This window comes from Plantactinospora sp. CA-294935 (genome assembly GCF_050936445.1).
GTDB lineage: Bacteria > Actinomycetota > Actinomycetes > Mycobacteriales > Micromonosporaceae > Plantactinospora.
In genome coordinates this window covers 9305500-9318071 of record NZ_JBNJMU010000001.1, presented here as the reverse complement: position 1 = coordinate 9318071, position 12572 = coordinate 9305500, and the positions used below count along the sequence as shown (strand labels likewise).

Genomic DNA, 12572 nt, shown 5'->3' with positions numbered 1-12572 from the left:
GCGCCGGGGCGAGTCAGGCTCAGGTGCCGAGCCCGACGTCGCGGGCGAGCAGGGCCGCCTGCACCCGGTCCGCGACACCCAGCTTCGCGAAGATCGCGGAGAGCTGATTGCGTACGGTCTTCTCGCTGAGCCCGAAGTGCCGTGCGATCTTGGCGTTGGTGTCACCGAAGGCGAGTCGGCCGAGGATGTCCCGCTCCCTGGCGGTGAGCTGGTTGAACGGGGCGGGCAGCTCGACCGGCCCCCGGTTGAGCGTGGTGAGCACGGACGGACCGATGCCCGGGCCGAGCACGACACCGCCCTGGGCGACCGTACGCAGCGCGTCGATGACGGCGTCCGGATCCGTGTCCTTGAGCACGTACCCCCGGGCACCGGCCCGCAGCGCCCGGGCCACGATCTCCTCGTCGTTGGCCATGGTCAGCATCAGCACCTTGGTCTCCGGCCGGGACTGGATGATCCGGGCGGTGGCGTCGACGCCGTCACCGTCCGGCAGCGTCACGTCCATCGCGATCACCTCGACCCGCTCGGTGACCGCAGTGCTGATCGCCTCGGCGGTGGTCGCCGCCTCGAACACCTCGCTCACCCACGACTCGCCCTCGAGCATGGTGCGCAGCCCTCGGCGCACCACCGGGTGGTCGTCGACGATGAGGATCCGTCCACCGTGCACCATGCTCGTCGCCGCCTCTGCCCGCACATCGCGTCCTGTGCGCTGCCATCGGGCGGCAGAAAGGCACCGCGGAGCCGGGCTGCGCATCGCGGGTTCAGCGTAGCGGGCTAGCCGATCCGGTCCGCGTCGCTGTCCGGACTCTGGCTACCGACGGCCGGCGGGGCTGTGGCGGCGGGCTGTGCCGCACCGCTCCGTGGCTGTGGCACTTCCGACTCCGGGCCGGCGTCGACGGATCGGTGGGCGGCCCCCCAGCGGCCGTCCGAGGTGCCGGAGCCCGGATCGGTTCCGGCCTCGTCGCCGGTACGGTCGGCGACGGAGACATCTCCGGCCGGTGCGCCGGTGGCCGCTCGGCCGAGGGTAGCTGGGCCGTCCTGCGCTGCCGCACCGGTCGCCTGGTCGGGTACGGCAGGCTGGAAGGGCAGGCGTACCCGGATGGACGTACCATGTGGACTCGCCGGGGTGATGTCGAAGTCGCCGCCGAGTTCGGTGGCCCGTTCCCGCATCGAGTCGAGGCCGACACCGCCGGGCCGGCGTGGCCCGAGGCCCACCCCGTCGTCCACGATCTCCACCGTCAGCGCCCGGTCCCGGTGCACGTTCACCCGGCAGGTGCTGGCCTGGGAGTGCCGGGTCACGTTGTTCAGCGCCTCCGCGACGATCCGGTACGCGGCCACCTCGATCGCCGCCGGCAGCCCCTGGAGGTTTCCCTCGACGTGCAACCGGACCGCGAGGGCCGGGCTGTCGAACCGGGCGCACTCGTTGCGCAGCGCGGCGGCGAGCCCCCGGTCCAGCGCCGGCGGCCGGAGCTGGTCGACGAGTTGGCGTACCTCGGCGGTGCAGGTCTGCAGGTCCGCCGTGAGCGCGTCGAGGATCCGACCGGTGCGGGGCTGCCCGGCGACGAGCTTGTGCGCCGCCCGGACCTGCATGGCCATCCCGGCCAGGGTCGGGCCGAGCCCGTCGTGCAGGTCGCGGCGGAGTCGTCGGCGCTCCTCCTCACGGGCAGTGATCAGCCGTTCCCGGGACTCCTGCAGGTCGTGGATGAGCCGGACAGCCTCGGCCGCCACCGCCGCGTGCACCGCCAGGTCGCCCAGCAGTCGCCGTTCGACCGGGGTGAAACGGCTCGCCGCGCTCCGGTTCGCGACGAGCAACCGGCCGACCCGTTCCCCCCGGGTGACCATGTCGAACGACTCGACCGGAGTGTTCGCGGTGCCGTGCGCGGCGAGGACGCGAGGCCCCTCCCGCCCCTCGACCTCGACCGCGACATGCGGCACCCGCAGCGACCGCGCGATGGTGTCGGTCAGCAGGGGCAGTACCGCACCCGGTTCGACGGTACGGCCGAGCAGGTCGCCGAGCCGCGCCATCACCTGGTAGGGATCGTCCCGGTCGCCGTAGAGCAGCCGGTTGACCCCCCGCTGCACCCGACCCCGGGCCGGTTCGAAGGCGACCGCGATCAAGCCGGTCGCGACCAGGGAGGCGTTCGAGGTGCTGCCCGCCATCAGCAGGTCACGGAGCAGGGTGATCAGCCCGACGAACGCGGCGATCACCAGCAGGCTCATCACCAGCCAGACGATGGTCCGGTTGATGACCTGGTCGAGGCCGTACAACCGGTATCGCAGCACCGCGACGGCCAGCCCGATCGGTAGCGCCACCACCATGATCACCCACGCCCCGGGCAGGTTGATGGCCTCCAGCACCAGCCCGAGCAGCAGCAGGATCGCCGACGCCAGCAGGCAGGCGAGCTGGGCCCGGGTCTCACCGTCGGCCCGCCGCCAGCGCAGCACCAGCGAGACCAGTACCGCGATCAGCCCGAGTATGGTCACCCCGATGGCGAGGAGGGCGACCAGTACGAGCGTCCGGGCTCGCTGCGTCGGCGCCGGCTCCGGGTCGCTGACCAGGCTGTAGGGATCGTCCAGGGCGGCGGTCGCGTAGGCGAGGGCGGCGACGACCGTCCCGGTTATGATCACCACGGCGACCGGGCGCCACCGCCGCGAGGGCAGCCGCCCGTCCGGGAAGACCAGCAGGGCGAGGAAGATCAGCCCGTACGGGATCCACCACGCCCACTGGCTCAGCCAGGCCAGCGGCAGCCAGGTTCCCCAACTCTCCGCGAGCACGGCCACGCTCGCCGCCCCCCCGGCGGCGAGCATGAGCCGGCCCACAAGATGTCCGGGTATCCCGACCAGGACCAGCACGCCCATCGCGGTGAACGCGACCGCGATCACCGCGATCTCACCGGTCTGTTCGACCCAGATGCCACGGGCGCTGGCGTACTGCCCGGCCACCACGAGCGCGACGACGATGGCTGCCCCGACCAGCGCGGCGACCCTACCTGCGGGCCATCGCCTGGTGTCCTCGGTGGACGTCACCCCTGCTACCCCTGTCCGATCAAGTTCTCAGTGTGTCCAGCCGGCGGCGTGCAGTGAGTTGTGGAACCATCCGCCACGATCCATCAGTCGCATGCCCCCCGACGGGGAGTCACCGCCCGGGAAGTGCGCGGCATCTTCGGCCAGGGTGCCGCCGCCGAGCTGCGGCAGGGCGTCGATCGCCTCGTCCACGGTCAGCCCGGAATCGGCGACCAGCTCCGGGTGCCGGCGGATGTAGTCCCCGACGTGCTGGACGACGGCCTGCAACCGGCCCTGGATCAGCTCCGGGTCGGGATCCTCCAGCGTCGGCACCAGGCCCTCCAACTCCCAGGAGTGGCTGAGTACCGGCGCGAGTCGACGGCCCGCCTTGTCGAAGAACTCCAGGCCGCCCTGGGCCTTGGCGCCGATGTCCTTCTCGCTCAGCATTTCCGCGACGCTGCCGTAGGCGTGCGCGAAGCTGTTGTCGCTGGCGATGACGATCGGTTCGATCTCCGTACGGCGAACCGGGCGAATCGGCTTTGCGGTCATGACACTCCTCTCGTAATCCAACCTCGACGGTTTCGGCGCTGGTGGGCGACGGTTTCCTCCGGCAGCCTAGGCCCGGTGTTCATCGGGCGCGTAAGGTCCGTCGGCTGAGCATCATGTCCCGTCCGACGTCCCGCGGACCCGGGACCGGTGTCCCAGTCCACTCGGGAAAATCCGGCGTGTCTCCGTACGGTCCGGTACCCGACCGGATCTTCGACAGCTAGCCGACCCGGAACGAGGCGCCCGGCCCGGGCGGGCGTACCCGATATGGGGTCGATGCCCGGACGATACGCCGGACCGGCACTCTCGTCGGCGGTGCCAGCCGCCGCTCACCACGGCCGGCGCTTCGCCAACCGCTAGCTGGGGAGACCTATGACGCCCGAGTCGTCGGCAACCGCGAGCCGGAGTTCCGGCCTCGCCATGCCGGTGCGCGGGCGGACCCGGGTTCCGGCCCGCAGCGCGGGGTGGTCCGGGCGGCGTGAGCCGGCCGGCCTCGTCGTCGAACTGCTGGACCGGATCAGCCTCGCCGGCTGGACCGTGCGGCAACGGGCCGGGCGGACCCTGGTCGCTCCGGGGCTGCCGGCGAACCGGTTGCAGGGGTGGAAGCTGCACGTCTCGGCGACGCCGTCGAACGCGCCGGAGGTGCTCGCCGCCTGCGTACCGGTGCTGGTCGAGACCGGTACCGCGTTCGGTTTCGTCGCCACCGCGGCGGGACTCGCCGAACTCAACGGTCCCCGGGCGCCACGGGCCGGAGCCGGAAAGTTCCTTACCGTCCACCCGGCGACCGACGAGATCTTCCGGGAACTGGCGAAACGCCTGGACGAGGCGACGGTCGGCTACGTGGGGCCGGCGGTCCTCTCCGACCGGCCGTACCGGTCGGGCGGGGTGGTGCACTACCGGTACGGCGCCTTCGGCGGGGTCGACGTGCTGGACAACGACGGCCGGTACCGGCGCTGTCTGGTCGACCCGGAGGGCAACCTGGTCGAGGACCGGTGCGAGCCGGTCTTCCGGCCACCGGCTTGGGTCGAGTTGCCGTTCGACTCGCTGTCGGAACGACCGGCCCCGGCGCTGCTCGGGTCGCCGGTGTGGCCGACCGGCCCGACCGGGCCGGGCCGGTCGGTCGCGTCGATGCAGGTCTTGGGGACGTCTACCGCCGATCCGGTCATCGGCTCGGCGGGGACGGCCGGGTCCGTGGGGGGCGGACCGGGGGGCCCGGCCGGGCCCGGGGTGCCGGCTCGGTCGGGGGGCTCGACCGAGTCGGAGGGCCCGGCCGGGTCGGGGGAACCTGCGCGGCCGGGGGAATCCGTGCGGGGAAACCGACCTGCGCGGCCGGGGGGACCCGTGCGGGGAAGGGGACCTGCGCGGCCGGGGGAATCCGTGCGGTCCGGGGGATCCGCGCGGCTGGGGGGACCTGCCGGGTCGGGGGGCCCGGTCGGGCCGGCGGGGGCGGCCGGGTCAACGGGGGCGGTCGGGTCGACGGGGACGTGGGGGCCCGTCGACCCGACCGGACCGGCCGAGGTGCTGATCGGCGGCAGGTACGCGGTCACCGGGGCGATCCGGCAGGCGAACAAGGGCGGCGTCTACCGGGCCCGGGACCTGCGTACCGGCGTCACGGTCCTGATCAAGGAGGCCCGGCCGTACGTCGGCACCGACGCGTACGACCGGGACGTCCGGGACCTGCTCGGGCACGAGGCGCGGGTGTTGCGGCACCTGCTCCCGCTCGGCGTGACGCCCCGGCCACTGCGCGAGTTCGTGCAGGGTAATCACCGGTTCCTCGTCGAGGAACTGCTCCCGGGACGGTCGCTCTGCGCCGACCTGCCGGACCTTCCGGTGGCCGGTCCGGGCCGGCCCGGCTGGCCGCACCTGCTCGGTCGGCTGGCCCGGCTGGTCGGGGCGGTGCATCCGGTCGGCGTGGTGCTCCGGGACCTGGCGCCGGAGAACGTGCTGCTGTTACCGGACGGGGAACTCCGGCTGGTCGACCTGGAGTCGGCCGCGTTACGCACCGGGGGATCGGACGACTGGTCGTACCTCGACCTGCGGCACTCCGGCGCGACCGGGTTCGTCGCGCCGGAGCAGTGGCGGGGCGCGGCACCGGATCCGGCGGCCGACCTGTTCAGCCTCGGCGTGGTGGCGCTGTGGCTGGCCGGCCGGGTCTCCCCGGCCGGCATCGACGTGGCGGGCGCCGGGTACGCCGCGACCGGGGGCGCCGGGTACGCCGCGACCGGGGGCGCCGGGCTCGCCGCGACCGGGGGCGCCGGGTACGACGTGGCGAGCGCCGACGTGACGGGCGCCCGCCCGTCGGCCGGGTTCGCCGGTGCGTCGCCCGGGTCCGCCGGACCGCCGATGCGGTCGGTGGAGGAGTGGGTGGCGGCGCTGCTGGAGCCGTCCTTCGGCGGGCCACCGGTTCCGGCACCGCTGCGCCGGATCGCCACCGGCCTGCTGCGCACGGAGCCCGCCGACCGGATCGGGCTGGACGAGGTGGTCGGGCTCTGCACCGAGGCGTCCGACGACCGCGGTGGACGGCGAGGCGCCGAAGCAGCGACCGCCGCCCGTCGACCGGACGAGTCCGCCAGCTCGGGCGCCGGCTCCCGCCCCGACTCCGGTCCCAGTTCTGGCCTCGGCTCCGGCCCGAAGACCGGACTCGACACCGGGACCGGTCCCGAGTTCGGTCCCAGGACCGGTCCCGAGTTCGGTCCCAGGACCGGTCCCGAGTTCGGTCCCAGGACCGGCCCCGAGTTCGGTCCCAGGACCGGCCCCGAACTCGGGAGCGGCACCGGTCCTGGGAGCGGCACCGCTGCTGGGAGCGGCACCGCTGCTGAGAGCGGCACCGGTCTCGGTGCGGAGGCCCTTACCCTGCCCGGGCCTTCGCTGCCGGAGGCGGCGGCCACGCTGCCGGAGCCGGCCTGGTGGGGCCTGGTCGAGGAGAGCGTCCACCGACTACACCCGGCACCGGATCCACTGTCCGGTCCCGACTTCGGGGCCCGGCCGGGCACCCGACCGAGCCCGCATGCACGGCTGGCCGGTGCCGGCCGGCCCGGTCGGCGGCCGGGGCCGAGCTGGGCGGGTCCCGGGTCCGACCGACAGCTCGCCCCAGACCGGGGATGCGGCGGCCTCGCCCGGTCGGTCGCCGCGCTGACCCGGCTCGTCGTCGACGGGCGGGCGGCCGGCGAACCCGCTCGACCGGCCGGCGCGGTACCAGCGCTGGACCTCCTGCTGGACCGGCTGCTGCACTCGCTCGACGGCGAACCGCACCGGCTGCCCGGGCTCTCCGCCGGATCCGCCGCAGCCGTCTGGGCGCTCTGTGACGCCGGGCGGCTGCTCGGCCGGCCGTACCTGGTGGACCGGGCCGTGGAGCTGGCGGTCCGGTTGCCGGTGCGCTGGCCGGAGCCGGGACTCGGGTACGGTCTCGCCGGGCTCGGCACCGGCCTGCTGCACCTCTGGCAGCACACCTATCTGCCCGCGCTGCGGGACCGGATCACGGCGGTGGCCGGACACCTGCTCGACGCCGTCGACCCGGGCGGCGCGATGGTGTGGACCGTCGACCCGTCCTTCGACTCGGTACGCGCCGGACTGCGGTCGTACGGCCTCGAGCACGGCACCGCCGGAATCGGCGCGTTCCTGCTCGCCACCGGAGAGTCGCTCGGCCGGCGGGACCTGACCGCCGCCGCGATCCGTTGCGCGGAGACCCTGCTGGATGCCGCCGAGTCTGTCGGCGGGACCGTGCACTGGCCGAGCCCATCCGTCGGCACCGGGCCCGAGCAGCCGCGCTGCCCCGACGACCCGGCCGGGATCGGCTCCTTCCTGTGCCGCACGTACCTGCACACCGGCGACGCCCGGTACCGGGAGGCGGCGGTGGCCGCTGCCCGAGTGGTCGTCACGAGCCGATGGACCCGGCATCGTGGCGGCGGGATCGGACCGTGCGCTGGGATCGTGTCCGGGGTCGGCTCGGGGCCGGCCGGTGACGCGGAGTTCCTGCTCGACCTGACCCGGGCCACCGGCGACGCCCGGTACGCCGGCTGGGCCGAGGCCCTCGCCACGAGGTGGTGGGCGACCGGCGCCGGCCCGGCCGGGGACGCCGATCGGCCGGAGTGGCCGGGTTGCGGCGATCCCGATCCGGCCGGCCGACTCGCCTTCCTGCTCCGGCTCCGCCTCGGCGGTTCGCGGCTGTTCCACCCCGACCCGTCCGGGCAGTCGGGTTTCCACGGGACGGACCGGCCCGTCGTGGCCCCGGCCGTAGCGGCCGGGATCGGAGCCTGGCGGACCGGATCAGGTCGACCCGTCGCGCCCTGTGCCGGCGGCCCCGCCTGCCGGTGCTGACGATCTTGACCGCTGACGACCCGGGATGTGTCGACGGCCGGGATGCGCCGTACGACCGGTCGAGGTACGTCCAGTCACTCGCCCCGGGACAGGGCGGGATCCGGCGGACGGACCTGGCCCGGGAACACCACTACGACTTCTGGCGGTCGCTGGGCTGACGCCCGGCGCGGTACCGGAAGGCCACCGGCCGGCCGGCGTGGCAGTGGCTCGGGCTGGTCGGCGGGACAGCGGATCGGAGTCGCCCGGGGTGCGACCCCGATCCGTCGGATCACCCCGCGCAACGTCCCCGTCCTGCGGAGCGGAGCGGGCTCGTCGGTGCCGCACCGGGCCCCGACGCGCTCCCCGGCCGGGTGCGCCGCCGGACCGGGGCGCTGCCCGGCCAGCCACTGGACGGTCGCGCAGGCGGCCGCCCGGTCCGGATCGCCCAGCTCGTCGAAGAGCCGCCGGGCGGTCCGGGCCGCCGTCCAGGCCGCGGCGGACTCGGCCCGGGAGAGCAGCAGCAGGGCGTTGCCGAGCGACAACAGGGCCTGCGCACGGTCGGCAACACCGCGACCGCGCAGCGCGGCACGCCCGTGCTCGACCGCGCGCTGCCACAGCTCGGTCAGCCCGCGCTGATGCAGGAAGTTGGTCGGTGCCACGGCAAGCCGCCAGGCCAGCTCGGTGTCGCCGAGTGCGGCGGCGTGCTCGGCGGCGCCGACCACCAGGTGCCGTTCGGCGCTGAGCCAGCCGAGTGGGTCGGCGTCGACGGCACGCAGAAGGTCGTCGTCCGGGCCGAAGCCCTCCGGCAGGCCGAGCGCGCCGGCCGGGAAGACATGGTCGGGCACCTGCCGGTCGGCGCGCAGCGCCAGGTCCAGCAGCCACCAGTACGCCCGGCGGTGCGCCGTCGCCCGGGTCGGCGGTGGATCGTCAAGGCTGACCCGCTCCCCGGCGTACAGCCGGACCAGCTCGGGCATCCGGTAGCGGGGCAGCCCCGGGCGGCGGTCCGGCACGGGATGCAGCAGCCCGGCGTCGGTCAGGTCGGCGAGAGCCTGCTCGGCCGTGCGCCGATCGGTGTCCAGCAGTGGGACGGCGAGCCAGCCGGGGAACTCCGCCACCGGAAGTGTGCCGAGGCGCCGGAGCAGGGTCGCGGGGTACGCCGCCAGCCGCTGGTACACCCCGGCCAGTCCTCGCCGTACGTCCCGGTCGCCGTCGGCGAGCCGGTCGAGCCGGCGCGCGCCGTCGGTGAGCCGTTCGACGGCCTGGGCCAGCGACCGGTCGGCCCGGACCGCGAGTCGGCTTCCGGTGACCCGGATCGCCGATGGTAGCCGGTCACAGAGTTCGACCAGCCGGTACGCGGCCGGCAGGTCGCTGGCCACCCGTTCCGGCAGCATGCCGGTGAGCAGTCGGACCGCCGGCTCGACCGGCAGCGCGTCGAGGGCGACCGGGTGGGCGCCGTCCAGCCCGGCCAGCGGGCGCCGGGCGGTGACCAGCGCCGCCGAGGCCGGTCCGGTGGGCAGCAGCGGGCGTACCTGGACCTCGTCGACGGCACCGTCGAGCAGGACCAGGATCCGGCGTCGCGCCACCACCGACCGGTAGCGGTCACGCCGCTCGGTACGCCCGACCGGAACCGAGCCCTCGGGTACGCCGAGCGCGCACAAAAACGCGCCGAGCACCTCGTACGGGTCCACCGGTACGCCCCGGTCGTCGACGAGTTGGGCGTACAGGCAGCCGTCGGGGTGAGCGGGGCCGAGGTCCCAGCCGGCCCGGACCGCCAGTGCCGTCTTGCCGATCCCGGGCAGGCCGGAGAGGACCACCACGGCCGGTCCGGTCCGGCCGGTGCCGTCGCCGAGGGCGCGTCGGATCCGGGTCAGCTCTGCCTGCCGTCCGACGAAGTCGGCCACCGCGGGCGGCGGTTGCCACGGTGTGGCCCGCAGCTCTCCGTCCGACTGGCCGACCGCCGCCGCACCGAGCAGGTACGCCGCGGTGACGGACGACCCGGGGGCCGGCGGCGGGGGGACCGGCGGCGCGGTGCCGGGGCGTGTGGTGGTGATGGGTGTGGCGGTGACGGGTGTGGCGGTGACGGGTGTGGCGGTGACGGGTGCGGTGGTGACGGGTGCGGTGGCCACGGGTGGTGCCGGCCGGGGTGGGGGAGTACCGGCCGGGCCGGATGTGTCCCCGGTGCAGCCGGTGGGCTGGCCGGTCGTACCGTCCCGGCCGCTGGGTCGACGGCGGGCCGGGCCACCCGGTTGCCCGGCAGGCCGTCGACCAGGCATCCCGCCCGGCCGGCGGCCCGGTCGTCCGGCCAGCCGCCGCCGGGCCGGTGGCCCGCCCGGTCGCCGGCCCGGCCGGTTCGGCTCGGTGCCGACCGGGTCGACGACGGTAGTCGACGGATCTCCCGGGGCCGCCTGCGCACCGGCCGGCACCGTCACCGGCGCCGGCTCGCTGCTCGGGCCGGCCTGCGACGCCGCCCGGGCGGGCGCGGCCGAGAGGTCGAGCGCGGGATCGTGGAGGTCGAGCGCGGGATCGCGGTTGAGGATCCGGTGGTGCAGCGCCGCCAGTCGCGGGCTGGGCTCGATCCCGACCTCGTCGGCGAGCCGCTGCCGGAATTCCTGGTAGGCCGTCAGCGCCTCGGTAACCCGACCGGAGCGGTAGAGCGCGAGCACCAGATTCTCCCGGAAGCGCTCGTTGAACGGATCGTCGACGGCCAGCCCGACCAGCTCGGTGAGCAGGTCGGCATGCCGGCCGAGGGCGAGTTCGAGTTCGATGCAGCGGGCCCGGACCGCGGCCCGCCGCTCGGTGAGCAGGGTGCCCGCCGTCCTGACCAGTTGGCCGGGCATCCCGGCCAACGCGGGCCCACGCCAGAGTTCCAGCGCGGACCTGAACCATCCGACGGCTTCGGCGGGCCGGGCGGCCGAGACCGCGCGCTCCGCCTCGGCGACGTGCTGCTCGAACAGCAGCGCGTCGACCTCGTGGCCCGTCGCGGCGAGCCGGTAGCCGGCGGTCTCGGTGAACACCACCGGTCGCTCCACCCCGGCCTGGGCGAGCAGCCGGCGCAGTTGGGACACCACGATGCGCAGTTGGGCGCGGGCAGTCGGCGGCGCGTGCCAGCCCCATACCGCCTCGACCAGCCGCTCGGTCGGCACCGTCCGGTTGGCCTCCAGGAGCAGGGTCGCGAGCAGGGTCGAGACCCGGGCGCTCCGGATCCGGAGTGGAGCACCGGCAACCTCGACCGACAGGGGACCCAGGATTCTGAACCGCATACTCGTCTCCGCCGCGTCGCCGCGCGACAGCCGTACGGCTGCCTGGGGCCGAGCCTTGTGCAACGGCGGGGGCCGAACCAGGGACAGCTGACCCGGCCGCTCGGGAGGATCGCCCGACACGCCGGGCCATACCCGGGCCGCCGGCCGAAGGCCGAACCCTTCGATCTGGACAGCGCGGCGGGTTCGCCCGTCTCTCACCTCCGCCACGACGGACCGCAAGGGGAGAGGTCGAGCGGTCGCAAGGGAAGAGGTCGAGTGGTCGCAAGGGGAGAGGTGGAGGTTCAGTTGAGGACGAGATTGACCAGTACGGTCAGTGCGATCGAGCCGAGTATGGAGATCAGGATCATCAGCAGACAGCCCAGTCCACCGCCGAGCGGGCGGACCTCGACGCGGCCGAACCGCATCCCGATCACAGCTCCCGGAGCCGGGGCAGCAGCTCGCGCTCGGCCCAGTCCAGGAACATCGGCTGGCTGTCGACACCGACCTGCACGAACGCCACGTCGGTGAAACCGGCGTCGACATACTTCCGGAACGCCTCGACGTGCGAGTCCAGCTCCGGTCCGCAGGGTACGAGTTCCGCGATGTCCTCGGGGCGGATGGCTTCGCTGGCGCTGACGAAGGACTCCGGCCCGGGCAGCTCGGCCTTGACCGTCCAGTTCAGGGCGGCCCAGCGCCACTGGTCGTGCACCTTCTTGCGGCAGTCGTCGGCGTCCGGCCCGTAGCAGACCGCCGCCTGCCCGTAACGGGGCTTGCCGGCGCCGCCGCGCTCGTCGTACATCCTGACCACTGCGGCATCCGGGTTGTCGCAGACCAGCGCGTCGGCGTACTCGCTTGCCAGCTCGACCGAGTGCGGCCCGGAGGCCGCGAGGGCGATCGGGACGGGGGTGGCCGGCCGGTCCCAGAGGTACGCCTCGGGCACCTCGAAGTGGTTGCCGGAGTAGGAGAGGTTGTCACCGTCGAGCAGCGGCCGGATGATCTGCAATGCCTCCTCCAGCATCTCGTGCCGCTGGTGCACGTACGGCCAGGCGCCCGCCACGTGCTCGTTGAGGTTCTCCCCGGCACCGAGCGAGAGGGTGAACCGGCCGTCCGACATCACCCCGATCGTCGCCGCCTTCTGCGCGACCACCGCCGGGTGGTAGCGCCGGATCGGGCAGGTGACGTAGGTCATCAGCCTGACCCGGGAGGTGGCGTGCGCGACCGCGCCGAGCACCGCCCAGGCGTAGGGGGAGTGACCCTGCGAGGCGAGCCAGGGGTAGTAGTGGTCGGAGATGACCAGGTAGTCGAAGCCGGCCTGTTCCGCCCGGACCGCCTGGTCGACCAGTTCCTTCGGTCCGGTCTGTTCACACATCAGCGTGTAGCCCACCCCGACCATGTCGGCCTCCTCCGTCGTCCGATTCCGGTTGTCTACCCCGCCTGGCGCCGGTAAACCCCCGTCGTCCGGGCCGAAGGGGCAGTGATGTCCTTGACTAT

At 74.3% G+C, this 12572-nt stretch carries 7 protein-coding genes; 1 reads left to right on the top strand and 6 read right to left on the bottom strand.

The window, feature by feature from the left end; all coding sequences use genetic code 11:
* Positions 1 to 19: 19 nt before the first annotated feature.
* The 3 genes from ACQEVC_RS40415 to ACQEVC_RS40405 all read right to left on the bottom strand — a co-directional run bounded on the left by ACQEVC_RS40415 (position 20) and on the right by ACQEVC_RS40405 (position 3549).
* Positions 20 to 691 (bottom strand): response regulator transcription factor, encoded by a 672-nt coding sequence (locus ACQEVC_RS40415; RefSeq protein ID WP_318402211.1) that lies wholly within the window; start codon positions 689 to 691, stop codon positions 20 to 22.
* Positions 692 to 771: 80 nt separating this feature from the next.
* Positions 772 to 3024, bottom strand: a complete 2253-nt coding sequence (locus ACQEVC_RS40410; RefSeq protein WP_432888964.1) for a sensor histidine kinase — start codon at positions 3022 to 3024, stop codon at positions 772 to 774.
* A 27-nt stretch (positions 3025 to 3051) separates the two neighbouring features.
* Positions 3052 to 3549, bottom strand: coding sequence for a hypothetical protein (locus tag ACQEVC_RS40405; protein ID WP_318402214.1), 498 nt, complete (start codon positions 3547 to 3549; stop codon positions 3052 to 3054).
* 369 nt (positions 3550 to 3918) lie between these two features.
* Here ACQEVC_RS40405 and ACQEVC_RS40400 point away from each other — a divergent pair, with 369 nt between their 5' ends.
* Positions 3919 to 7863 carry a protein kinase domain-containing protein gene (locus ACQEVC_RS40400; protein ID WP_432888962.1) on the top strand — a complete coding sequence of 1315 codons (3945 nt, stop codon included), beginning with the start codon at positions 3919 to 3921 and terminating at the stop codon, positions 7861 to 7863.
* Between the two features lie 74 nt (positions 7864 to 7937).
* Here the strand turns inward: ACQEVC_RS40400 and ACQEVC_RS40395 are convergent, their stop codons facing one another.
* The 3 genes from ACQEVC_RS40395 to ACQEVC_RS40385 form a co-directional block, all read right to left on the bottom strand.
* The gene (locus ACQEVC_RS40395; protein ID WP_432888960.1) at positions 7938 to 11102 is read right to left on the bottom strand and encodes a BTAD domain-containing putative transcriptional regulator; all 3165 of its coding nucleotides are present in this window, start codon (positions 11100 to 11102) and stop codon (positions 7938 to 7940) included.
* 281 nt (positions 11103 to 11383) lie between these two features.
* Positions 11384 to 11506, bottom strand: a complete 123-nt coding sequence (locus ACQEVC_RS40390) for a hypothetical protein (protein WP_255527944.1) — start codon at positions 11504 to 11506, stop codon at positions 11384 to 11386.
* A 5-nt stretch (positions 11507 to 11511) separates the two neighbouring features.
* Positions 11512 to 12474, bottom strand: a complete 963-nt coding sequence (locus ACQEVC_RS40385; RefSeq protein ID WP_432888957.1) for a TIGR03557 family F420-dependent LLM class oxidoreductase — start codon at positions 12472 to 12474, stop codon at positions 11512 to 11514.
* Positions 12475 to 12572 lie beyond the last annotated feature (98 nt).

Coding starts and splice junctions, on each gene's coding strand:
- ACQEVC_RS40405 (WP_318402214.1), bottom strand. CDS start 3,549: ATGACCGCAAAGCCGATTCGCCCGGTTCGCCGTACGGAGATCGAACCG.
- ACQEVC_RS40385 (WP_432888957.1), bottom strand. CDS start 12,474: ATGGTCGGGGTGGGCTACACGCTGATGTGTGAACAGACCGGACCGAAG.
- ACQEVC_RS40390 (WP_255527944.1), bottom strand. CDS start 11,506: ATGCGGTTCGGCCGCGTCGAGGTCCGCCCGCTCGGCGGTGGACTGGGC.
- ACQEVC_RS40395 (WP_432888960.1), bottom strand. CDS start 11,102: ATGCGGTTCAGAATCCTGGGTCCCCTGTCGGTCGAGGTTGCCGGTGCT.
- ACQEVC_RS40400 (WP_432888962.1), top strand. CDS start 3,919: ATGACGCCCGAGTCGTCGGCAACCGCGAGCCGGAGTTCCGGCCTCGCC.